The following is a 20,967-nucleotide window of genomic DNA, read 5'->3' on the forward strand; positions in this document are numbered from 1 at the left end:
AGCGGCGCCACGTCCGTTCCCTGTGACGACCTCTCACGCCGCCGATACCTTCTCGGAGCGACGACCGCGACCACGACTGTGTCCACCGCCATCTGGTTCGACCTCGACGGAACGCTCCTCCGGTTCCCCGACTACGACGACGTCATCGCCCGCACCTGCGACGCCGTCGGCATCGACGCTGCCGCCGCCTTCGGCGACGCCTACAACGACGCCTTCTTCGAACGATTGGAGGCGCTCGACTCGGCGCCGTACCGCCGCGCAGCGGAGACAGCGCTGGCGGCCGTCGACGCCGACGCCGACCCGGAGGCGTTCGTCACGGCGCTCCGCGAGACGGAGTACGACGCGATGCCCGCGCCCGCTCCGGTCTGCGAGACACTCGCGGCCCTCGCGGGGGCTGACGGCTATCGGGTCGGCGTCTGCACCAACGGTGTCGGCGACTGGCAACGCGAAAAGCTCGCACACGCGGGCCTGTCCACGCACGTCGACGCGACCGTCGTCAGCTACGACGTCGGGGCGCACAAGCCCGATCCTGCGCCGTTCGAACGAGCGGAAGCGGCGCTCGCGGCGGACAGACGAGTGATGATCGGCGACAACGAGGAGGCGGACGTGGCAGGTGCCCGCGACCGTGGCTGGGAGGCGGTCCACGCCGAAGGACCCGAGAGCGTGCCCGACGCGGTCGCGTCGGTGCGATAGCCGAGTCGATCGAGATACTCGACGGTCGCGCTCACCCGCGACGCCCGCTGCGAACGGGTGTCACCGTTCGGCAGTTGACTGCGTCGCCACCGCCGCTCGAACGAGTCCCAGTGCGTCGACTCCGCCGCGAACGAGGAGCCACGCGCCAGACGCACACGCGAGGAGTCCCCCGACGGTCACGGCGACGGCGGGCCAGTTCGTCGTCGCCAGCACACAGGTGGCCGTCTCGCTGGCGCACGATCCGAACAGATCGCGCTCGAACGCGGCGATGTCGACCAGCCACGCACCGACGCCGACGGCGACGGCACCGGCCGCTGCGTACAGGGCGGTCCGCCGAGGCGTCGGCGGCGTCGACGCCTCGGCGACCAGTGGCCCCGCCCACGTCGACAGCGTCGCCGCCGCGAGAAGACACAGCGCGGCTGGGACGAACAGGAAGCCGACTGTCATGAGTCCGACCGCTGAGAACGCCGCCACCGACAGCGCTGCGATCCACACCACCGCTCGCCGACCGGCCCACGCTGCGGCGCCCCCGACGACTGCGACGGCCGCCACACCACCGACCAGCCCCGTCACGAAGACGTCGGCGAGTGGCGCGGGACCGAGGACGGCGACGGCGGCGGCAGTCCCGGCTACCGCGCCGAGTACACCGAGTAGTCTGCTCGGCAGGCGTCGACGCCGAGCGGATTGGTCGGATCTCACACCGATCCGTTCGCGGGTCGGCGGTGAATAGTTTCTGTTCAACTGACATCCTCGATCCGTCGGCCGTCTTGACTCCGAGTGAGCCTGGACGGCGACGCCTCAGTCGTCGACTGTCGCCGCCCGCCCGCCGAGCGTCCGCCCGCGTGCGAGGACGTACACGACGGGCACGAGCAACACCGCGCCGGCGACGAACGGCGACCAGTACGCCAGCACGTACGCCGACGCCGCGACCGGCGGGCCGACCGTCCGGCCGAGGCTTCCTGCGCCCTGCGTGACGCCGAAGGCCGCGCCCTGCGTCTCGTCGCTGGCGCGGTCGGAGACGAGCGTCGACAGCGAGACGTTCAACGCCCCGTTGCCGAACGACAGCAGTGCGCCGACGCCGAACAGCGCGACCGTCGGTCCCGTCAGGATCGGCCCGGTCAACAAGCCCTCACCGGTCCCCGGCGGGAGCGGGAGGATCGCACCGATCTGGGGCGTGAACGGGAGCAGCGCCAGCGAGGTCGCGAGTCCTGCCCCACCGATCACCGCGAGTTTGATCGCGCCGAGCGCTTGCTCCAGTCGACCGACGAGGACGCCCTGATTGATCGTGCCGAGGACGCCGATGTAGGTGAGGAAGACGGCGGCGGCGGTCGCGTCGTAGCCGTAGAAGTCGGCAGCGAACGGGATGAACATCACCTGAATCCCGGCGAACGCGACGCTGGTGACGAAGTAGGAAGCCACCAGCGGCCGGAGGTCGTCGTCCGCGAGCGCCGTTCGGAACTGGTCGATCAGCGAACTGCGACCGCCGGTCGAACGGGTTCGATCCGGTTCCTTCAACACGAGGAGTGCGGCGGCGGCCGCGAGGAAGGAGAGGCCAGCGGCGAGGAAACTCGGGAGCGTGAACCGCGTCGTCGGGACGAACGCCGGGAGGACGCTCCGCGCGGTCGAGACCACCTGCTCGCTGGCGGCGATCCCGCCCAGTGCGGGCCCGAACACGAACCCGAGTGAGAACGCCGCACCGACGAGGCCGAGCGCACCCGCTCGTTTCTCGCGTGGCGTCACGTCGGCGATGTACGCCTGCGCGGCGGAGATGTTGCCACCCGCGGCCCCGGCGAGCGTCCGCGAGAGGAGGAGGGTCGCGACCGCGGCGGCCGTGCCCGCGAGTGCGCCGACCTCGGTGGCGAACGCGAACCCGATCCACGCGACGCCGGCCATCGCCACCGAGAAGGCGATGACTGGGCGGCGACCGCGCTCGTCGGAGATACGGCCGAGCGTCGGCGCGGCGAGGAACTGCGCCAGCGAGTAGGAAGCCGCCGTCAGACCGATGAACACGTCCGAGACGCCGAACGAGCGCACGTAGAACGGGAGGATGGGGATGACGACGCCGAACCCGAGAAGGTCGAGAAAGACGACGCCGATGACGACCGCGACCGCGCGGCGCGACCCGGTCGGCGCGGCGGCAGCACCGTCACCGTCGGCACCGCCGTCGCCGATCGAAGGTCGAGAGTCATCCGGGGAACTGCTCACGGCGGAGTGTCGGGAGACTCCGCCTTATCGGTCGCGGTCGCGGCCGATGGGAGAGAGGGCCAGCGTGGGTCACTCCCCGCTCAGCCGTGGCGCTCGATAACGCGCTTGGCGGCCTGCGCCTTCTCCTTCCAGCCGTAGCCGGCCTCGTACACGTGGCGCTTGCTGTCGACGAGTTGCTCGGGGCTGGACTCCTCGAAGCCGCCGCGCTCCCACGTCCCCGAGCGGTGGAGCCACTCGACGACGTTCTGGCGGGTCTCGGCCCACGAGAGGCCGACCATCTCGTACCACGCGACGAGCGCGAACACCGCGTTGTCGTGACAGCCGGGGTAACTCCCTTTCCGGTAGATGGTCGCCATCGGCTCACGGGTCGGTTCGGACACCTCCTCGCGGTAGCGTTCGGCGGTCAGCAGTTCGAGCGTGTCGCCGTTCTCCTCGACGCGGCCCTCCCGTTGCAACAGGTCTAGCGCCGCGCGGTGGAGGCCCGACCACTCGTCGTGGACGGCGTGTTGGAGCGCAGACTCCGTGACGGGGCCGTCGACGAGGACGGTGAGCACGTCGGTGTACGCCTGTTCGATGTGGTGCCACTCGGTCCCCTCGAAGTCGCAGCCTGCGTCGTGCAGGCTGTTCGTGGTGCGACAGCCGGGACAGGGGTACGCGAACCGTGGCACGGGTATCGTGTGGTGTGTGGGTCGACGGCTTAGGTGTCGTGGTTCCGACCGCCCGTCGACACTGGCGAGCCCTGTCGCGACTCAGGTAGCGTTCGTCTCTACGCCCGTCACCTCGAAGCGTGCGCCGCCGTCGTCGCTCTCGGCCACGTCGACGGTCCACCCGTGGCGGTCGGCGACACGCTCGACGATGCGGAGGCCGAATCCGGTGCCGCCGTCGCTCGTCGAGTACCCCGGTTCGAACACGGACTCTCGCCGGTCGGGGTCGATGCCGACGCCGTCGTCTTCGACGTAGAAGCCGTCTGGGAGGTCGCCGACCGTGACGGTGACGGCGTCGCCGCCGTGAACGACGGCGTTGCGGAAGAGGTTCTCCACCAGTCGGTCGAGTTGGCGCGGGTCCGCATGGACCACTCCCCGGGTGTCGATGTCGAGCGTCGCACCGTTCGTCTCGACGCTCTGCCAGCAGTCTCGGGCGGTCGCAGCGAGGTCGACCGACTCAACCTCGGCCTCGTCGCGGTCCTCGCGGGCGAGTGCGAGTAAGTCCTCGATGAGCGCCTCCATCCGCTCGTGTGCGCGCTGTACCGCTTGGTAATGGTCGTTGTCGGGGTCGACGTCGAGCAAGCTGAGGTGCCCCTTCGCGACGCTGAGCGGGTTGCGGAGGTCGTGGGAGACGACGTTGGCGAACTCCTCGAGGCGCTCGTTGCGGTCGCGGAGTTCGTCGCGTCGCTCGCGTTGGTCGAGTGCGGTCTCGGCGGCAGTCGAGAGGATGCGCGCGAGGAACTCGTCGCTGGCGTCGAACGCGTTCGGCGTGGTCTCTCCGACCGCGAGCGTTCCGTGGTGGCCCATCGGGAGGATCATCAGACTTCGCAGTCCGGTGCCGGCATCGACCGACCCGTCGACGCGCTCGATGTCGTCGTACACGCGGACCTCTCCGGCTTCGAAGGCATCCCAGTTGAGGCTCTCCGTCTCCGGAGCGAACGTCGTTCGGTCTGGGAGCACCTCTGTGACGGCGTCGGACTCCGCCACTGGGACGAGTCCCTCGTCCTCGTCGTAGAATCTGACGGTGGTGACAGAGAAGCCCAGAATGTCGGCGGCGGCCGCGACGACGTGGTCGGCGATCTCGTCGGCCGACTCGGCGTGGATCAGATCGCGCGTCGCGTCGTGGAGCAGTTCGAGACTCCGCTCGCGCTCTCGACTGGACTCCTCGCGCGCGACGCGGTCGAGTGCGGCTTCGAGCGTGTCAGCGAGGATCTCTACGAGGAGGCGGTCGGTCGCGGAGAACGCGTCGCGCTCGTGTGAAGAGGCGATGAACAGTCCGTGATCACCCACCGAGTGCAACACTACGCTCTCGGCAGGCGAGTCCTCGGAGAGTCGGTCCGACGCCGAGACAGAACTGATGTACGTCGGCGCCGACGTCTGAAACACGTCCCACGCGAGGTGCGCACGCGTCCCGAGTGGTGCCGAGCGGTCGTACGCCAGTTGCTCGCCAAGCGCCTCCCAGGCTGTGTTGGTCATCACGATCGGACGCATCCGTTCTCCGGTGTCGTCGACGAGGTGGACGCCGCTCAGGTCGGCTCCGATGATCTCGTCGGCGGCCTCGGTGGCGAGTCGTGCGGTCTCTTCGGTCGTCTGTGTGTAGGTGAGTTCCCGTGCACGCTCGCGGAGGCGTTTGAGTTTCCGGTCGCGGCGTTTCCGCTCGGAGATGTCGCGACTACTCACGAGGAACCGTTCTTCGCCGTCGAGGTCGAGGCGTCTGATGTTGACCTCGACCGGGAACGTCGAGCCGTCACGCCGCTCGTAGACGCCCTCCCGCTCGTGTCTGTCTCCCGGCTTCATCTCGTCCCAGAGCGCCCTCGCCTCCGGGGCGTCGATTTCCTGATCGATGTCCCACACCTGCATCTCGGTGAGTTCCGCTTTGGTGTAGCCCGTCTCCGCACACAGTCGGGGGTTCGCGTCGACGAAGTACCCCTCGTCGTCGTGGACGTTGATCATATCGGGCGACTCCTCGAACAACGCTTCGAGCCGTGCGGTCGTCCGTTCGAGCCGGCGTTCCCGCTGCTTGCGCTCGGTGACGTCGGTGATGAACCCCTCTATCACCGCCACTGACCCGTCGTCGTCGTCGTCCACGCTTCGGCCCCGCTCCCACATCCACCGCGTCTCTCCGTCGGGCGTTTGGATCCGGTAGGTGAGTTCGAAGGTGTCGTCGTCGCTGTCGAGGGCCTCTTGGACGGCGTTCCAGGTGTGGTCCCGGTCGTCTGGGTGGATGACCTCCTCGCCCCACACCACTTCGTTTCGCTCCAGGATCTCGGCGTCGTAGCCGGTGGTCTCTCGGACTTCGCCGTCGACCGTCTCCATCGGCCACGGCGGTTCGTTCCGACAGCGGTAGATCATCCCGGGGAGGTTGTCGATCAACGTCTCCAGCCGTCGCGTCCGTTCGATCAGCATCCGCTGGGACCGGGTCGCGTCCACCGCGTTCACGATCCGGTTCGCGAGCAGTTCGTACTGGTCGCGACCGCCACCCTTCTGCAGGTAATCCGTCACGCCCGCGGAGATGGCCTCGCTCGCGACTTCTTCCGACCCTTTTCCGGTGAACAGGATGAACGGGAGATCTGGGTACTCCGTGCGAACCGACCGAAGGAACTCGATCCCATTTTCGTCGGACATGTCGTGGTCCGAGACGACGCAGTCGACGGCGGGACTGTCCTCGCCCAACGTCGATCTCGCCTCGGCGGCGTTGCACGCGCTGTCGACGGTGATCTGGTCACGCTCTCGCTCCAAGAACGTCGCGACTAACTCCGCGAAATCGGGGTCGTCGTCGACGTGGAGCACACGTATCGCGTCGTCGCTCGCGGGCATCTGTACTCTCTCGTACCTCTCCTCGTGCGGCAAGACGTAAATGTAGGTGGCCGGGAGGTTTGGCGATTCGGGTGGGTCGCGAGCGCCGACAGTTAAGAGCCCTCCGCCGGAACACCCGCGTAATGCCCGAGATCGACACCATCGTCGTCGCCACCGACGGCTCCGACAGCGTCCGTCGCGCCGTCGACGCTGCCCTCGATCTGGCCGAACGGTTCGACGCGGCTGTCCACGCCCTGTACGTCGTCGACAGCGGCGAGGTCGACTCCTCGCCCGAGGCGGTTCGCGATCAGATGCGCAACGCCCTCCAGGCACGCGGCGGCGAGGCCATCGTCGACGTGCAGAAACGCGCCGGCCGCGACGTGACTGCCGTCGTCCGTGAGGGTCGCCCGGCCAACGAGATCGCCGACTACGCCCGCGAGATCGACGCCGACCTCGTCGCCACCGGCACCCGCGGCCGCCACGGCGAGAACCGATTCCTCATCGGGTCGGTCGCCGAACGGGTCGTCCGCACCTGTCCGGTTCCGGTGCTCACCGTCCGCCAGTTGGAGGGCGACGGCGACGGCGACGGTGTGAAGCCGCCCGTCTGAGGTCGCGTTACTCTCCCGTGGCGTCGACAGCCCGATCTGGCTGGACCACGATCAGGTACACGACGACCGCGAGCAACACGACGGCGCCGCCAGCGAGTAGCCCGCGGAGGCCGGCGTCGACGCTCCCCCGGCCGAGGTCGACGGCCGCCTCGACGACGACTGCGAACACGATCAGGTACTTGAGGTCGACGAGGTGTCGTTCGACGTCGGCGTCGGTCATCGGTTTCTCGCGACAGGACCTGTCGACAAATCGGTGGTGGCCGCAGTGTCGTTGAGTTTCTTCCTTCGCCGTTCGCGTCTCCGTGGCCTCACTCGTTCACGGGTCGCTTCGCTCCCCGTTCACACCGAGGTCTCACTCCGTTCGACCTCGCTTTGCTCGGCCACGCACACCACCGTCGTTTTCACGCCGCGCCGCAAGCCGACGGTATGGACGACGAACTCATCGACATGGATGCCCTCCCGTTGGACCGCAAGTCGCGGCTCCCCGGCACGGGCTTCTTCTACCCGGATTCGCTCGACGAGGACCGCGCCGAAGAACGCGCGATGGAGGCGATGGAGGGCGCGGAGGCGGTCGTCGTCACCGACTCCGACGCCGACGGCCTCGGCTGTGTCGCGCTCATCCGCGAGGCGTACGACGCCGCACTCGACGTGGCTCCCTTCGAGGCGCGCCGCCGCGCGAAACTCGACGGCACGTACGAAGAGGAGTTCGGCGAGGACGACGAGGAGACCGACCGCGAGGAGTCGCCCGTCGCCCTGCTCCCCTCCGGCCCCCACTCGTTCGAGGAGGACCTCGAATACGTCGCCGAGTACCTCGAACCCGGGACGGACGTGTTCGTCTGCGACATCTGCCCGGACGCCTTCGAGTACATCGAAGCCGACCTGACGACGGTCGTCGACCGCGCGGACAGCGTTCGCTGGTTCGACCACCACCAGTGGGACGACGACCTCGCCGCCGCGGTCCGAGACCTCGGCATCGACCTCGTCGTCGGCGAGAGCGACGAGGAGTGTTCGACCGACGTGACCCTCCGCTCGCTCGACTACGACTTCGACGACCGCTTCCAGGAACTCGCGACGGTCACGCGCGACCACGACCTCTGGTTGAAAGAAGACGAGCGCTCCGACGACCTCGCGGACTTCGCCTACTGGACCGGCGCGGAGGAGTACGTCGCCGTCGTCGGCGCGTACGGCGTCGACCTCCCCGACGTCGCACTCGAGTACGTCGAGACGCGACGCGTCGAGAAGCGCCAACTCGTCGAGAAGGCGGTCGACCGCGCGGCCGAACACGAGATCGGCGAGTGGTCCGTCGGCGTCACCTACGGCCGCTGTTCACAGAACGAGGTCGCAGACGCCCTTCGCGAGCAAGGGATGGACGCCGCGGTGATGGTGAAGCCCGCTGGCTCCGCCTCGATCCGCGGCTCCGAAGACTTCCAGCGGTGTCACGAGGTCGCGGGCCTCGTCAACGGCGGCGGCCACCCGAAGGCTGCCGGCTGTAAGCCCGACATCTACGACGATATGCTCGACTACGCCCACCACTGGTCGACCGAGGGCGCGACGACGAAGCGCGTCATCATCCGAGCGTTCGAGCAGATCGCCGAGGAGGCGGCCGCAGAGGACGCCGCCGACGCCGCCGAGTAACGCAGTTGCCGCGGGCGTCTACGTGACGCCCGTCAGGATCGCGACGGCCGCGTTTCTCCCACCTGCCAATCGGCCCGCAGGTGTTTGTGCCTCGCCCCCGACCGTCCGAGTGCCTATGAGATCCACAGCCTGCGGTGAGTCACGATGAAGGCGGCACGAGTGCCGGAACCGGGTGCGGAGTTCGAGGTCGTCGACGTCGACACGCCCGAACCGGCGGCCGGCGAGGTGCGGATCGCGGTCGACGCCTGCGGCATCTGTCACAGCGACGCGTTCGTTAAGGAGGGTGCGTACCCCGGGATCGACTACCCGCGGATTCCCGGTCACGAGGTCGCGGGTCGGGTCGACGCCGTCGGCGACGACGTGACGGCGTGGAGCGAGGGCGACCGCGTCGGCGTCGGCTGGCACGGCGGCCACTGCTTCGAGTGTGACGCCTGCCGCCGCGGCGACTTCCAACAGTGCGAGAACGCCCAGATCACGGGGATCGCCTACGATGGCGGGTACGCCGAGTATCTGACCGCGCCAGTCGAGGCGCTGGCGGCGATCCCAGACGACCTTGACGCAGTCGACGCCGCCCCGTTGCTGTGTGCTGGCGTCACGACGTTCAACGCCCTGCGCAACACCGACGCGCGACCAGGCGACCTCGTCGCCGTCCAAGGCGTCGGCGGCCTCGGTCACCTCGGAATCCAGTACGCCCGCGCGGCAGGCTTCGAGACGGTCGCGCTGTCGCGTTCTCCCGACAAAGAGGATCTGGCGTACGAACTGGGTGCCGACCACTTCGTGAACACCGCCGAAGCCGACGCTGCGGAGGCGCTCCAAGGCCTCGGCGGCGCGGACGTGGTGCTCGCGACGGCGCCCGCTGCACCCGCCATCGAGTCGGTGATCGACGGACTCGGAACCGACGGCCGCGTCGTCGTCGTCGGTGTCCCCGGCGAGGACGTGGGCGTGAACGCCCAGTCGCTCGTCGGCGTTCGCGGCGGCGTCGAGGGATGGGCCTCGGGCAACGCCCGCGACTCACAGGACACCCTGGAGTTCAGCGACCTCCGTGAGATCACTCCCGAAGTCGAGACGTTCGCACTCGACGAGGTGGACGCGGCGTACGATCGGATGATCGAGAACGAAGCGCGGTTCCGAGTGGTGTTAGAGCCGTAGGCTCGGTACCTGCTCGGTGAAGCAGTCGAGTGGGCACACCAAACTGACCGCGGAACCGCCCGATTGCCCTCCGCTCACTCGTTTCGGACCCGACACGTCGACGGGTGTACCGGAGGGTCTTTACGTGGCTGGCTGGGACATCTGGTGACGGCACGGTCAGGCGACACCTTTCGCCGAGTCGGCCTCGCCGATTCGGTACGTCGACTGACCTACCCCGTTACTCTACACTCGTGAGCCACGGCCATCGCGCCGGCGACCAGCGAGACGTCCCTCGTTACTCTTCGCCTGCCGAGTCCTCGCTGTACTCGCCCATCACCCACTTGTGCGAGTAGTCGGTGCCACACGAGCAGTGGGCGTACGCGTGCATCACGTCGCCCTCGGCGTACAGGCCGCCGACGCCCTCGTTCTGTTCTTCACCGAACGCGAACACGAACTCTGCGTCGTGGTCCTCGGTCGGTTCTGCTGCGGCGTCGGGACACTCACCGCCGCCCAGGTCCGGGTAGATGACGCCGTCGCGGTCCATCGCCCCCTTGGCGAACTGCATCGGGTCCATTCCGGTGCCCGCGGCGAACGCCTTGCGGCCGTCGTCACCGGGGACGACGAGGACGACGCCGTCCTCGACGGCCTCGCCCATATTTGCGATCTTTCCTTGCTCGTCGAGGAACTCGTGCGTCAGGAAGATGGCGACGTCGTCGAGTCGGTCGCCAGCGAGGAACTCCTCGAGTTTGCCGTCGTCGGTCATACCACCGAGTCGGCAGGCGAGTCGTAAAAGGTCGTCCGTCGCCGCCGACCGCGTCGAACGGATCGCCATCGAATCTTGTTCCCGTGGTGAAGAGTTACTCGTATATGCTCGGACTCGCGTACGACGTGTAATGCGCGGCGACGACGACGCAATACGGGTGCTCTACGTCGACGACGACGCCGATCTGCGGGACCTGTTCGCAGTCGGGTTGGAACGACAGAGCGACCGCTTCGAGGTGTCGACGGCGTCGTCGGTCGCCGAGGGACTCGACTCCGTCCGGTCGCACGACGTCGACTGCATCGTCAGCGACTACTCGATGCCCGGCGAGACTGGGGTGGCGTTCCTCCGACAGATTCGCGAGACGGACCCGAACCTGCCGTTCATCATCTTCGCGGAGACGGGCGACGAACGGGTGGCGAGTGAGGCCATCTCCGCGGGCGTCACCGACTACGTCGTCCGCGACGCCATCGAGAATCAACACGAACTGATCGCTCGGAAGATCGAGACGTACGTCGCTCGTAGGCGTGCCGAACGCCACGCCGAGGAGACGAACGCGCGACTTCGCGAACTCGCGTCCGTCGCCGACGACGTGTTGTGGACGTTCTCGCCGGACTGGTCGGAGGTGCTGTTCATCAACGACGAGGCGCACGAACGACTGTTCGGGCAGTCGGCGGAGCACCTCCGCGAGGACCCGACCGCGTTCCTCGACCGCGTCCACCCGGACGACCGTGACCGGGTCCGACTGGCGATGGAGCGTGCCAGCGAGGGCACGCCGCAGAGCGTCGAGTATCGCATCCGGCAGTCCGACGCGGTCGAGGTATGGGCGGAGTCTCACTGTGAACCGGTCGTCGAAGACGGCGAGGTGGTGCGAGTGACTGGTTTCACCCACGAAATCACCAACCGGAAACTCCGCGAGCGAGAACTGGCGAACGCGAACGAACGCCTCGAGCGGTTCGCTACGACGGTCGCGCACGACCTTCGCAATCCGGTCAACGTCGCCAGCGGCCATCTGGAGTTGGCTCGCGAGACCGGCGATACGGATTATCTCGACGCCGTCGAGCGCGGAATCGACCGAATCGAGGAACTGCTCTCGGACCTCCTGACGCTCGCACGTTCGGGCGAGGACATCGGCGACACCACGTTCGTCGACCTCGAGGAGGTCGTACAGTCGGCGAAGGGGACCGTCGGGATGGCCGACGCGTCGCTCCGGATCGAATCCAACGGCAGCGTCGAGTGCGACCCCGGGCGACTCCGAGAGGTCATCGAGAACCTCCTCCGCAACGCCATCGAACACAACGACGACGCGGTGACGATCGCGATCGGACTCCTCGACGACCGAACGGGCTTTTACGTCGAGGACGACGGCGTCGGCATCCCCGAGTCGGAACGAGAGGCTATCTTCGACGACGGCTACACGACCGTCGCGAAGGGGACTGGCTACGGCCTCTCTATCGTCGACCGCATCGCCGCCGCTCACGGGTGGGACATCACGGTCACCGAGGGAAGCGACGGCGGTGCACGCTTCGAGTTCACGGGCGTCGCCGTCGACGACTGACGGACTCACTCACGGGGATCGGCTACCGTCAGCATTGGTCGGCCGCCGCCCGCGCCGACTCACTCGTCGTACAGCGAGTCGGCGATGTCCTGCAGGCCCTTGTCCACGCGCTTCGTGACGGTGTACACCGCCCGTTCGCCGGGGACGCGCACGCCGTAGAGGTAGCCGGGGTCGACTTCGTCCACCTCGACGGCGTCGCCGGGGTCGCGGTCGTGGGTCCGTGCCCACTCGACGAGGCGATTCTCGCCCTCGCCGCTGGCGGATTCGCGCAGCAGTCGGCGGTCGTCGTACGCCCCTCGAACGAGCAGTCCCTTGGCGTCCGCGGCCACCTCGGCGTGTCGCTGGTCGCCGTCGAGGACGAGTCGAATCTCGTCGCCAGCGGACACCGCCGCCTCGTCGGGGAGGCGCAGACAGGGGAGTCTGGTGCCGCCCGAGCGAGCGAGGTGTGCACGGAGGGAGGTCACGCTTGGGGCGTCGCTGGCGAGTCTGTCGCTCATAGATGTGAAAACGGGGTGAGGCGAGGTTACTCTTCGTCGTCTTCGTCGTCTGCGTCGGCCTCGGCCTCCTCTTCCTCCTCGTCCTCGCCGAGTGCGGCCGCGATGGAGCCCTCGACGCGGGCGTTGATCTGGACGGTCTCCTCGGAGACCTGGCGACCGCGGACGGTGACGCGCTTGCGCTCGCCGTCGCGGGACGGCTTGTAGCCGACGCCACCTTCCAGGAGGAGTTCCTTCAGGTCACCGCCGGGGACGTCCTCGCGCATCGGACGACCGGCCTTGTCGGAGCCACCGGTGATGGTGAGGTCGACGCCGTCGAGACCGACGGCGGTGCCGTCGACCTCCTCACCGATCTCTCGGTTGAGGAATCGGTTGGCGTCCTGCCCTTCGACGTCGAACTGCCGCGTGTCGCCGGCGTCGTCGCCCACGACGATCTTGAATTCAGCCATTACGGTGCAATGCTCGGTGGTGAGAGAAAAGACCGTCGAAAGCGTGGCCAAGCGAGCGTAGCGAGCGAGGCCACGGAGTATGGGCACCGGCGGCGAGGTGTACGCGACCGAACGAAGCGACCGTCTTCGCGACGAACGCCGCGACAGTCAGCCAGTGAACCGATAGTGGAGTTCGACGACACCACCGCCGAGCGACCGATTCGCGACGAGGTCGACCCGTTCGGCTTCGACCGCCGGATCGGACTCGAACAGCGGGATGCCGCTCCCGAGGACGACCGGCACGACGGTCACCCGGAGCGTATCGATCAGCCCGTGACGCAGGAACGACTGCGCGACTGCGGCCCCGCCGACCAGCCAGACGTGGTCGTGGAGTCGCGTGAGTCGGTCGACGACGGCCACTTCGTCGCCGGAGACGAACTCGACCGTGTCGCTGGCACGTTCGCGCTCTCGATGCGCGAGGACGTACGTCGGCGTGTCCGCGTACGGCCAGTCACCGAACGAGCGCACCTGCTCGTAGGTGGTCGCGCCCATCACGAGGGCGTCGACACTCGCGAAGAACTCCTCGTAGGCCGCCGTCGCACCACCACCATCCGTGTCGGTGTCCCCGCTGTCGTCGAACTGTTCGAGCCACTCGACGCCGCCATCGGCGTCGGCGACGAAGCCGTCGACGCTCGTCGCGATGTAGAGTGTCACCCCCGCAGCAGACATACCGAGGTGACGCGCCGAGCGAACAAAAGCGTGCGTCGAGGTCGGGGTTATCCCGCCGGCTAGATGTCCATCTCGTCGGTCACCGTCCCGCACTCGGTACATCGGATCGTCACGGTGCGGTCGGCCTCCGACACCTCCGGAGCCTGTACGGTTCGCTCCCCACAGACGTCGCAGTCGATCAGGTACTCGACCTCTTCGGTGTCGCGCGGAGCGCCGAGTGCGAACACCCGCGCCCGCCCGTCGCCGGTGTTGTGCCCGAGTTGGAACTCGCCGGGGGCAAATCGGATAATCTCGCCCGCCTCGACCGAGATGTCGTCGCCGTCCGTCTCGAAGGTCACGCGGCCGTCGACGACGTAGAACACCTCCTCTTGGTCGAGGTGGCGGTGGAGTCCGTAGCCGATGGTGTCGCCGGGGGTCAGATCGAAGACGTTGACCGCCATCGACTCGGTTTCGAGCGGTTCCGTGAGGACGCGGACGGTGTCGGCCGGACTCGTCGAGACGACGGGATCGACCGCGTCGATGACGATGTGGTTCACGGGGGACGTGTTCGCGGCGAGGCGAGAAAAACTGCGACGCTCGCCGTTCGCGGGCTATCCCAACCGAACGGGGTCGTCGCTGGCGACGAGGTCCACCTCGACCGTGTCGCCGACGGCGAACTGCGGGTCGCCCGCTTCGGGGCGAGTGACGAGTTTCACGCCACCGCGCTCTCGGGAGGCGAACAGCGACAGGCCCGTGATTCGCTCGCCGTTCGCGAGGACGTCCACGTCCGCCCAGTCGACGTGGCGGCCGACACGGGTGCCGACGGTGGTTCCGAGGAACTGGACATCGTCGCCCGTGGTCGAGTTGTTCACCTTGCTCGCCTCAATCGCGCCCGGCACGCCGCCACCCGTGTAGTGACACAGGCCCCCGTCGAGCGGGATACCGTCGTCGTCAGCGACGGCGGTGAAGTCCGAGTCACCGAGCGACGCGGGTCGTCCGGGGGCGTCGAGTATCGCGTACGAACTCCCAGTCTCGACGACGGTGCCGGTGCCGTCCCACGACAGCGGCGTCACGTCGACGGCGGCCGCGAGTGGCTCCGACCCCGATGCGCGATAGGGGTTCTTCTCGCGGTCGCGCAGTTCGAGGTGAACGTGGTTGTCGACCCAGCGCCCGAAGAAGCCCGAGCGGACCATCTCACCCAGCGAGTCGCCGACCGCGACCACGTCGCCCGCTTCGACCGCGGGGTTGACGTGGAGGATTCGCGCGAGGGAGTCGCCGGTGTCGACGACGATGAGGTGGTCGTGGTCGACGGCGTACGAGCGGTCGGGACACCGCACCGTCCGGGTGTCGACCACCGCTCCGGCGACGGGCGAGACGCCGGTGTTCGACTCGGGGTACAGGTCGACCGCACACGAGCGGTCGTGAGCCGGATACGGCGAGTTGTACAGCGAGAACATCCGATAGCGTGCGAGTAGGGAGGCGGGGAGCAGAATCGTCGCCTCCTCGTCGGCCGCGCCCGCGTCCGTACTCGCTGGCTCCTCCATACACGCCGCAGGCGACGCAACCGCTTAGGCGACCCGGCTCTCATCGGCGGGCGTGACGACCGACCGACTCGCAGCCGACGCCGACCGCGTGCGCGTCTACTGCGGCCGCCACGACGACCGGGAGCGCGACCGCGCGGCCACCGCCGCGATGCTCACCGAGACCGCAGAGACGGGCGTCCCCGCGCTTCGCGTGTGGGCACCCGGGCGGTCGCTAGCGTTCGGTCGCCGTGACGCCCGCGCCGACGGCTACGAGCGGGCGTGTGCGGTCGCCCGCGAACACGGCTTCCCACCTGTCGAGCGCTCGGTCGGCGGCCGTGCGGTCGCGTACGCCGAGTCGACGCTCGCGTTCGCCCACACCCTTCCGCTCGCGGACGCCCGAACCGGCCTCACCGAACGGTACGAAGCCGCCGTCGAGGTGCTCGTGGCGGCGCTCCGCGACGCCGAGGCGGACGTCGAACCCGGAGAGCCGTCGGCCTCCTACTGCCCTGGCGACCACTCCGTTCGCGTCGCTGGCGGTGGCAAAGTCGCGGGCGTCGCACAGCGCGTGCGACAGGACGCGGCGCTCGTCTCGGGGTGCGTGACGGTCGCCGAACGCGGACCGATCCGCGCGGTCCTCGCGCCGGTCTACAACGCACTCGACGTCCCGTTCGACCCCGACTCGGTGGGATCAGTTGCGCAGGCGGGCGGCCCCGCAGAGGCTGACGCCGTGCGGACAGCGTTGGAGGCGGGATTCGTTGCGAATCGGACGGCGGAGAAACGCGACGTGCGCGACCTGCCGACCGACGACGAGTAAGCCGACTCCTTCCGGCGGCTGGCGATCCTCACTCCTCGGGCGTCGGCGACGCCGTCGGCTCCGGGATGTCGAGCGACACCGATCCGGGCCCTTCGACGACGACGCGAAACGGGTCGTCCTCTCCCGGTATCTCGCGGAGGACGTACTGCTCGTCGGCGACGACGCTCCCGTCGAGAACCACCTGCACTGTGAAGGTGTGGGCGTAGTCGAGCACCGGAACCATATCCTCTAGCGTCTCCGTCTCGTCCGGCGTCAGCGTCGTCGCCTCGGCGATCGGACCGAAATCGCCCGACGTGATGGCGGTAACGACGTGACGCTCGTCGCTCTCGCTGACGGCATCGACGTCGATACCGTCGCTGTTGCCGAAGGAGACGCAGCCGGCGAGCGACCCGATTCCGGCGACGCCGGCGAGGCGGAGGACGGAACGGCGAGCGGGGTCGGTCACGGTCAGGTGTCCACCCATCTCGTTGGTAAGTCTTCTGTCCCCCTGGTCGCCGCGAACCCGCCGAACTTACGCCCGCCGGCGACACACCTCCGGCAATGTCCACGCTGTTCAGCGCCGCCACGCTCGCGGACGGCCGGGTGCGCGACGTTCTCGTCGAGGGCGAACGGATCGCGCAGGTCGCAGACGCCGGAAGCCTCGACGCTTCCGACGCCGACGAGGTCGTCGACTGCGAGGAGTATCACCTGCTTCCGGGCGCCATCGACGCACACGTCCACTTCCGCCAGCCGGGATTCGGACACAAGGAAGACTGGCACACCGGGTCGCGGTCGGCCGCCGCCGGCGGCGTCACGACCGTCGTCGACCAACCGAACACCGACCCACCAACGGTGACGGGCGAGGCGTTCGACGGGAAGGCCGAGTACGCCGCCGAGTCGCTCGTCGACTTCGGCATCAACGGCGGCGTCACCGCTGACTGGGACCCCGACTCGCTGTTCGACCGGCCGCTGTTCGCACTCGGCGAGGTGTTCCTCGCCGACTCCACCGGCGATATGGGCATCGAGGCGGACCTGTTCGCCGATGCCGTCGCCCGCGCGGCCAGCGAGGACACCGTCGTGACGGTCCACGCGGAGGACGCCGACCTGTTCGATGAGGCGGCGAAGGACCGGGACGACGCTGACGCGTGGAGCGCGTACCGCACCGCCGAGGCCGAGGCGGCGGCCGTCGAGCGAGCCTTGGAGGTCGGCGCGGACTCGGACGCCGCCATCCACATCGCACACACCTCGACGCCGGAGGGCGTCGACGCCGCCAGCGACGCGGGTGCGACCTGCGAGGTGACGCCCCACCACCTGTTTCTCTCGCGTGACGACCTCGCGGAGTTGGGCACGTTCGGGCGGATGAACCCGCCACTGCGGAGTGAAGAGCGCAGGCAAGCCGTGTTCGACCGCGTCGCCGACGGCACGGTCGACATCGTCGCTACCGACCACGCGCCCCACACCCGCGCGGAGAAGGACGCGAGCATCTGGGAGGCACCCTCGGGCGTGCCGGGCGTCGAGACGATGCTCCCGCTCTTGCTCAACGAGGTGCGCGAGGGGACGCTCTCGTTGGAGCGTGTGCGCGACCTCGTCGCCGCGAACCCCGCCGAAATCTTCGATGTCGACGGGAAAGGCCAGGTCGCCGAGGGCAACGACGCCGACCTCGTGCTGGTCGACCTCGACGCGGTCACCGAAATCCGCGGCGACGCCCTCCACTCCAAGTGCGGGTGGACGCCGTTCGAGGGGCGCAAGGCGGTGTTCCCCGAGGTGACGCTCGTGCGCGGCCACGTTGCCTACGACGCCCGCGGCGACGCGGAGCAGTTCGGCGACGCCGTCGGCGAGAACGTCCGGGCGTAACTGCGGCCGCGACGACCGCTGACGAATCCACACGACAACCGTTTTCACGCTCCCCCGCCCCCCGTGAGGTATGGCTGGGAGCCACCCGCTGGCTGGGTACACCGAGTTCTGGGACGACGTGATGGCCGATATGGAGGCCACCGCCGAGGAGTATCGAGAGGCGGGGTGGGACGTCCTCGAACTCCATCCGGGGGACGTGACGCCGTTGCCCAACTCCAGCGTCGTCGGGACGGACATCGAGGTGGACAGACTCGGCTTCGACGTGCTTCTGCCGGGCGACGAGTTCAGCGCGGTCCAAGAACTCGTCGAGGAGTCGGCCGCGGAGTTCGACGAGTACGACGCTTTCCGCGCCCAACAGAGCGACGTGGTGTTCCTCGTCGTCGTGATGAAGGCGGAAGCCGCCGAGAAGGCGGTCGCGTTCCCGCTGTACTACGGCGAACAGCAGGCAGATCCGATGCTCCAACGCGCCGAGACGGCGGGCGAACTCCGCACCTACCTCCGGCCACTCGACGACTCCGAGCGCGTCGTCTTCGCGCACCACGGCCCGGCGAACCTGTTCCCCGCCGGGTGGGGCGAGGACGACGCTGAGGGTGCAGATGCGGTCGACGGGGCCGACGCGGGCGACGCGACTGACGAAGAGTAACCGTTCTCGCGCCGCGTTCGATCACTCGAACGCCACGTCCGCGAGCGTCGCCGTCTCGCCGAACAGCCAGTCTGCGTGGTCGACGGCGTACTCGCGATGGTCTTCGGTGATGTAGCCGAGGGCGTCTTCGACGACGACCGGCCGGTAGTCCCGAAGTCCCGCAGAGCCGGCGGTGTGGAGGACGCAGACGTTCGCGAGCGTCCCGCAGATGAGCAGGTCGTCGATACCGTGGGCGTCGAGCCATCCCTCTAATTCCGTCTGGTGGAAGGCGTCGTAGGTGTGTTTCTCGACGACGTGGTCGGCGTCGTCGGTCGGGAGGTCGTCGACCAGTTGTGCGTCCCAACTCCCCTTGACGACGTGTTCGCCCCAGCGGTCGAACTCGTCGTAGTAGTGGGCATCGTCGAACTGCTCCGGCGGGTGAACGTCGCGCGTGTAGACGACGCTCGCGCCCGCCTCGCCCGCGCGGTCGACGAGCGTCTGGACGGGGTCGATTGCGGCCGCACTCGGGTCGGCGTACAGGCTACCGTCGGGGTGACAGAAGCCGTTCTGCATATCCACGACGACTACGGCGGTTCGGTCGGGATCGAACGTCATCGGCGATGACGACATACGCACGCTTCGGGGTCAGGCTCCGAAAATCCACGGCCGGACCACGTCGGCGTCTCCAGTCGCGAGTGACTGTCATCGTCGGGGTGTGGCAATTTCGGACAAGGTACTTTTACCCCCAGCACTACCTCTCCGTATGCGACGACCGGCCCCGCCAACGCTCGCGCGACTCGCCTCGTTCGTGATGGCGGTCGTACTCGTCTGTTCTGCCGTCGCCCCGGCGCTCGCGGCCGCCCCGGTCGCGGCCGGGTCGACGACCGCCGACACCGGGTCGGCGGCGACCTCCGCACAACAGACCGCGCCCTCCGACCCCGACAGCGACGTCATCGGCTGGGAAGATGGGTACTGGCACAACGAGAGCATCGACGTCGACCAGTCCGACGGCTTGACCGACGCGGAACTCGACGCCTTCGTCGCCCGTGCGATGGCTCGCGTCGAGTACGTCCGACAGGCCGAGTTCGACAAGACCGTCCCCGTCTCCGTCATCTCCCGCGAGGAGTACCGCAACCGCTCCAACGGCGGCGGCGACGCCAACCGGACGGAGTTCAACCGCTGGAACGACCAAGTCTGGGAGGGCCTGTTCATCGTCGGTGAGTCGACCGGGTCCGGCGAAGCGCTGAGCCAGACCACTGGCTCCTCTGTGCTCGGCTTCTACTCGCCCACTCGCGACGAGATCACCATCGTCACCGATTCGCCCGACTCGCCGACCATCAGCAACGCGACGCTGGTCCACGAACTCGTCCACGCTCTCCAGGACCAGCAGTACGACCTGACGAACGCGACCTACCGCGGGACGACGCAGGACGGTGACCTCGCTATCTCGGGCGTCGTTGAGGGCGAGGCGAACTACATCGAGGCACGCTACGCCGAACGGTGTGGCGCAGAGTGGGACTGCGTCGAGACGCCCAGTTCCGGCAGTAGCGGGAGCAGCGGTCCCGGCCCGAACCTCGGCGTCCTGCTGACGCTGTTGAATCCCTACTCCGACGGTCCCGTTTACGTGGCCGACATCGTCGAAGAGGGCGGCTGGGAGGCGTTCGACGAGGCGTTCCGCAACCCGCCGACCTCCTCCGAGCAGGTGATTCACCTCACCGACGACGAGCCGACACCCATCGAGTTCACAGACACCGGAACGAACGGCTGGAGCACGTTCCCCCGCGACAACCCGCAACTCGGACAAAACGGCTCCGACACGGTCGGTGAGGCGTCCATCTACGCGATGTTCTGGTACCAGGCTCGCGAGTACGGCGCGGACACCATCAACCCCAACAGCCTGTTCCAGACCGACGCCGAGTACGACACGTACAACTACGACGCCGAACCGTCCGAGGGCTGGGGTAACGACCGCCTGTTCCCGTACCGCAACGGTGAGGGTGACGACGCCGAGTACGGCTACGTCTGGATCACCGAGTGGGACACCCGCGAAGACGCACGCGAGTTCCACGACACGTACCTCCGAATGTTGGAGGCGCACGACGTCGAGCGTACCGACGACGGCTACCTCGTCGTCCCCGACGGTCCCTTCGAGGACGCGTTCCTCGTCCAACTGAACGACACGCGCGTCACCATCGTCAACGGGCCGACCGTCGACGACGTACAGGACATCCGCCCGGGGCTGGCCCCACAGTCGGCGACGACGACGCCGGCCTCGACCGTGACCGCCGCCAGCGCCGACACGACTGAATCGTCGAGCGACACCAACGCCGACGCGACCACCGCCGCGGACGACGACACCGACACGCCAACCGAGACGACCACACCCGGATTCGGGGTCGCTATCGCCGTCGCGGCTGTCGCGGCACTCGGCGTACTCGCACGCCGTCGCCGGTAACCG

The 20,967-nt window shown here is 68.3% G+C and carries 22 protein-coding genes; 9 read left to right on the forward strand and 13 right to left on the reverse strand.

The window, feature by feature from the left end:
* Positions 1-78 precede the first annotated feature (78 nt).
* Positions 79-693, forward strand: coding sequence for an HAD family hydrolase (locus tag P0D77_RS03400; RefSeq protein ID WP_277554776.1), 615 nt, complete (start codon positions 79-81; stop codon positions 691-693).
* A gap of 60 nt (positions 694-753) precedes the next feature.
* On the opposite strand, the gene P0D77_RS03405 is transcribed toward P0D77_RS03400, so the two are convergent.
* From P0D77_RS03405 to P0D77_RS03420, 4 genes are all read right to left on the reverse strand, one after another.
* Positions 754-1,392 (reverse strand): hypothetical protein, encoded by a 639-nt coding sequence (locus P0D77_RS03405; protein WP_277554777.1) that lies wholly within the window; start codon positions 1,390-1,392, stop codon positions 754-756.
* A 99-nt stretch (positions 1,393-1,491) separates the two neighbouring features.
* On the reverse strand, positions 1,492-2,865 hold the full coding sequence (locus tag P0D77_RS03410) for an MFS transporter (RefSeq protein ID WP_277555728.1): 1,374 nt from the start codon (positions 2,863-2,865) through the stop codon (positions 1,492-1,494).
* A 113-nt stretch (positions 2,866-2,978) separates the two neighbouring features.
* A complete protein-coding gene (locus P0D77_RS03415; RefSeq protein ID WP_277554778.1) occupies positions 2,979-3,566 on the reverse strand; it encodes a DUF7474 family protein in 588 nt (195 codons plus the stop codon).
* An 81-nt stretch (positions 3,567-3,647) separates the two neighbouring features.
* The gene (locus P0D77_RS03420) at positions 3,648-6,419 is read right to left on the reverse strand and encodes a PAS domain S-box protein (RefSeq protein WP_277554779.1); all 2,772 of its coding nucleotides are present in this window, start codon (positions 6,417-6,419) and stop codon (positions 3,648-3,650) included.
* A 122-nt stretch (positions 6,420-6,541) separates the two neighbouring features.
* Here P0D77_RS03420 and P0D77_RS03425 point away from each other — a divergent pair, with 122 nt between their 5' ends.
* On the forward strand, positions 6,542-7,006 hold the full coding sequence (locus tag P0D77_RS03425) for a universal stress protein (RefSeq protein WP_277554780.1): 465 nt from the start codon (positions 6,542-6,544) through the stop codon (positions 7,004-7,006).
* Positions 7,007-7,013: 7 nt separating this feature from the next.
* Here the strand turns inward: P0D77_RS03425 and P0D77_RS03430 are convergent, their stop codons facing one another.
* Positions 7,014-7,226 (reverse strand): hypothetical protein, encoded by a 213-nt coding sequence (locus tag P0D77_RS03430; RefSeq protein WP_277554781.1) that lies wholly within the window; start codon positions 7,224-7,226, stop codon positions 7,014-7,016.
* Positions 7,227-7,432: 206 nt separating this feature from the next.
* On the opposite strand from P0D77_RS03430, the gene P0D77_RS03435 reads away from it, so the two are divergent.
* Together P0D77_RS03435 and P0D77_RS03440 are read left to right on the forward strand one after the other, a co-directional pair.
* The gene (locus P0D77_RS03435) at positions 7,433-8,641 is read left to right on the forward strand and encodes a DHH family phosphoesterase (RefSeq protein WP_277554782.1); all 1,209 of its coding nucleotides are present in this window, start codon (positions 7,433-7,435) and stop codon (positions 8,639-8,641) included.
* Positions 8,642-8,785: 144 nt separating this feature from the next.
* Positions 8,786-9,790, forward strand: coding sequence for an alcohol dehydrogenase (locus P0D77_RS03440; RefSeq protein ID WP_277554783.1), 1,005 nt, complete (start codon positions 8,786-8,788; stop codon positions 9,788-9,790).
* A 274-nt stretch (positions 9,791-10,064) separates the two neighbouring features.
* Here P0D77_RS03440 and P0D77_RS03445 read toward each other — a convergent pair whose 3' ends face one another.
* Complete coding sequence (locus P0D77_RS03445; RefSeq protein WP_277554784.1) at positions 10,065-10,532, reverse strand: DUF5807 family protein; 468 nt, start codon at positions 10,530-10,532, stop codon at positions 10,065-10,067.
* Positions 10,533-10,662: 130 nt separating this feature from the next.
* On the opposite strand from P0D77_RS03445, the gene P0D77_RS03450 reads away from it, so the two are divergent.
* Entirely contained in the window at positions 10,663-12,087 is a 1,425-nt protein-coding gene (locus P0D77_RS03450; RefSeq protein ID WP_277554786.1) for an ATP-binding response regulator, read from the forward strand.
* Between the two features lie 59 nt (positions 12,088-12,146).
* Here P0D77_RS03450 and P0D77_RS03455 read toward each other — a convergent pair whose 3' ends face one another.
* The 5 genes from P0D77_RS03455 to P0D77_RS03475 form a co-directional block, all read right to left on the reverse strand.
* Positions 12,147-12,584 (reverse strand): DUF7112 family protein, encoded by a 438-nt coding sequence (locus P0D77_RS03455; protein WP_277554787.1) that lies wholly within the window; start codon positions 12,582-12,584, stop codon positions 12,147-12,149.
* A gap of 26 nt (positions 12,585-12,610) precedes the next feature.
* Positions 12,611-13,030 (reverse strand): 30S ribosomal protein S6e, encoded by a 420-nt coding sequence (locus P0D77_RS03460; RefSeq protein ID WP_277554788.1) that lies wholly within the window; start codon positions 13,028-13,030, stop codon positions 12,611-12,613.
* A gap of 147 nt (positions 13,031-13,177) precedes the next feature.
* Complete coding sequence (locus P0D77_RS03465; protein ID WP_277554789.1) at positions 13,178-13,738, reverse strand: dihydrofolate reductase family protein; 561 nt, start codon at positions 13,736-13,738, stop codon at positions 13,178-13,180.
* Between the two features lie 59 nt (positions 13,739-13,797).
* Positions 13,798-14,274 (reverse strand): cupin domain-containing protein, encoded by a 477-nt coding sequence (locus P0D77_RS03470; protein ID WP_277554790.1) that lies wholly within the window; start codon positions 14,272-14,274, stop codon positions 13,798-13,800.
* Between the two features lie 54 nt (positions 14,275-14,328).
* Positions 14,329-15,261 (reverse strand): DUF8155 domain-containing protein, encoded by a 933-nt coding sequence (locus P0D77_RS03475; protein WP_277554792.1) that lies wholly within the window; start codon positions 15,259-15,261, stop codon positions 14,329-14,331.
* Positions 15,262-15,349: 88 nt separating this feature from the next.
* On the opposite strand from P0D77_RS03475, the gene P0D77_RS03480 reads away from it, so the two are divergent.
* Entirely contained in the window at positions 15,350-16,054 is a 705-nt protein-coding gene (locus P0D77_RS03480) for a lipoate--protein ligase family protein (RefSeq protein ID WP_277555730.1), read from the forward strand.
* 28 nt (positions 16,055-16,082) lie between these two features.
* On the opposite strand, the gene P0D77_RS03485 is transcribed toward P0D77_RS03480, so the two are convergent.
* A complete protein-coding gene (locus P0D77_RS03485) occupies positions 16,083-16,499 on the reverse strand; it encodes a hypothetical protein (protein WP_277554793.1) in 417 nt (138 codons plus the stop codon).
* Positions 16,500-16,594: 95 nt separating this feature from the next.
* On the opposite strand from P0D77_RS03485, the gene P0D77_RS03490 reads away from it, so the two are divergent.
* Positions 16,595-17,887: a dihydroorotase gene (locus P0D77_RS03490; RefSeq protein WP_277554794.1), complete on the forward strand. Its 1,293-nt coding sequence runs from the start codon at positions 16,595-16,597 to the stop codon at positions 17,885-17,887.
* 70 nt (positions 17,888-17,957) lie between these two features.
* A complete protein-coding gene (locus P0D77_RS03495) occupies positions 17,958-18,530 on the forward strand; it encodes a DUF7529 family protein (RefSeq protein ID WP_277554795.1) in 573 nt (190 codons plus the stop codon).
* Between the two features lie 21 nt (positions 18,531-18,551).
* Here the strand turns inward: P0D77_RS03495 and P0D77_RS03500 are convergent, their stop codons facing one another.
* Positions 18,552-19,124, reverse strand: a complete 573-nt coding sequence (locus tag P0D77_RS03500; protein WP_277555731.1) for a cysteine hydrolase family protein — start codon at positions 19,122-19,124, stop codon at positions 18,552-18,554.
* A gap of 196 nt (positions 19,125-19,320) precedes the next feature.
* Here P0D77_RS03500 and P0D77_RS03505 point away from each other — a divergent pair, with 196 nt between their 5' ends.
* The gene (locus P0D77_RS03505; protein WP_432764837.1) at positions 19,321-20,964 is read left to right on the forward strand and encodes an Hvo_1808 family surface protein; all 1,644 of its coding nucleotides are present in this window, start codon (positions 19,321-19,323) and stop codon (positions 20,962-20,964) included.
* The last annotated feature ends 3 nt before the right edge of the window (positions 20,965-20,967 follow it).

This window comes from Halobaculum limi (assembly GCF_029490015.1).
In the GTDB taxonomy this organism is placed as follows: domain Archaea; phylum Halobacteriota; class Halobacteria; order Halobacteriales; family Haloferacaceae; genus Halobaculum; species Halobaculum limi.

What these genes read in the sequence shown, in the direction of transcription:
- P0D77_RS03495 (WP_277554795.1), top strand. Translation starts at nt 17,958, where the DNA reads ATGGCTGGGAGCCACCCGCTGGCTGGGTACACCGAGTTCTGGGACGAC.
- P0D77_RS03490 (WP_277554794.1), top strand. Translation starts at nt 16,595, where the DNA reads ATGTCCACGCTGTTCAGCGCCGCCACGCTCGCGGACGGCCGGGTGCGC.
- P0D77_RS03430 (WP_277554781.1), bottom strand. Translation starts at nt 7,226, where the DNA reads ATGACCGACGCCGACGTCGAACGACACCTCGTCGACCTCAAGTACCTG.
- P0D77_RS03505 (WP_432764837.1), top strand. Translation starts at nt 19,321, where the DNA reads ATGGCGGTCGTACTCGTCTGTTCTGCCGTCGCCCCGGCGCTCGCGGCC.
- P0D77_RS03455 (WP_277554787.1), bottom strand. Translation starts at nt 12,584, where the DNA reads ATGAGCGACAGACTCGCCAGCGACGCCCCAAGCGTGACCTCCCTCCGT.
- P0D77_RS03425 (WP_277554780.1), top strand. Translation starts at nt 6,542, where the DNA reads ATGCCCGAGATCGACACCATCGTCGTCGCCACCGACGGCTCCGACAGC.
- P0D77_RS03460 (WP_277554788.1), bottom strand. Translation starts at nt 13,030, where the DNA reads ATGGCTGAATTCAAGATCGTCGTGGGCGACGACGCCGGCGACACGCGG.
- P0D77_RS03440 (WP_277554783.1), top strand. Translation starts at nt 8,786, where the DNA reads ATGAAGGCGGCACGAGTGCCGGAACCGGGTGCGGAGTTCGAGGTCGTC.
- P0D77_RS03435 (WP_277554782.1), top strand. Translation starts at nt 7,433, where the DNA reads ATGGACGACGAACTCATCGACATGGATGCCCTCCCGTTGGACCGCAAG.
- P0D77_RS03450 (WP_277554786.1), top strand. Translation starts at nt 10,663, where the DNA reads ATGCGCGGCGACGACGACGCAATACGGGTGCTCTACGTCGACGACGAC.
- P0D77_RS03465 (WP_277554789.1), bottom strand. Translation starts at nt 13,738, where the DNA reads ATGTCTGCTGCGGGGGTGACACTCTACATCGCGACGAGCGTCGACGGC.
- P0D77_RS03475 (WP_277554792.1), bottom strand. Translation starts at nt 15,261, where the DNA reads ATGGAGGAGCCAGCGAGTACGGACGCGGGCGCGGCCGACGAGGAGGCG.
- P0D77_RS03500 (WP_277555731.1), bottom strand. Translation starts at nt 19,124, where the DNA reads ATGACGTTCGATCCCGACCGAACCGCCGTAGTCGTCGTGGATATGCAG.
- P0D77_RS03420 (WP_277554779.1), bottom strand. Translation starts at nt 6,419, where the DNA reads ATGCCCGCGAGCGACGACGCGATACGTGTGCTCCACGTCGACGACGAC.
- P0D77_RS03445 (WP_277554784.1), bottom strand. Translation starts at nt 10,532, where the DNA reads ATGACCGACGACGGCAAACTCGAGGAGTTCCTCGCTGGCGACCGACTC.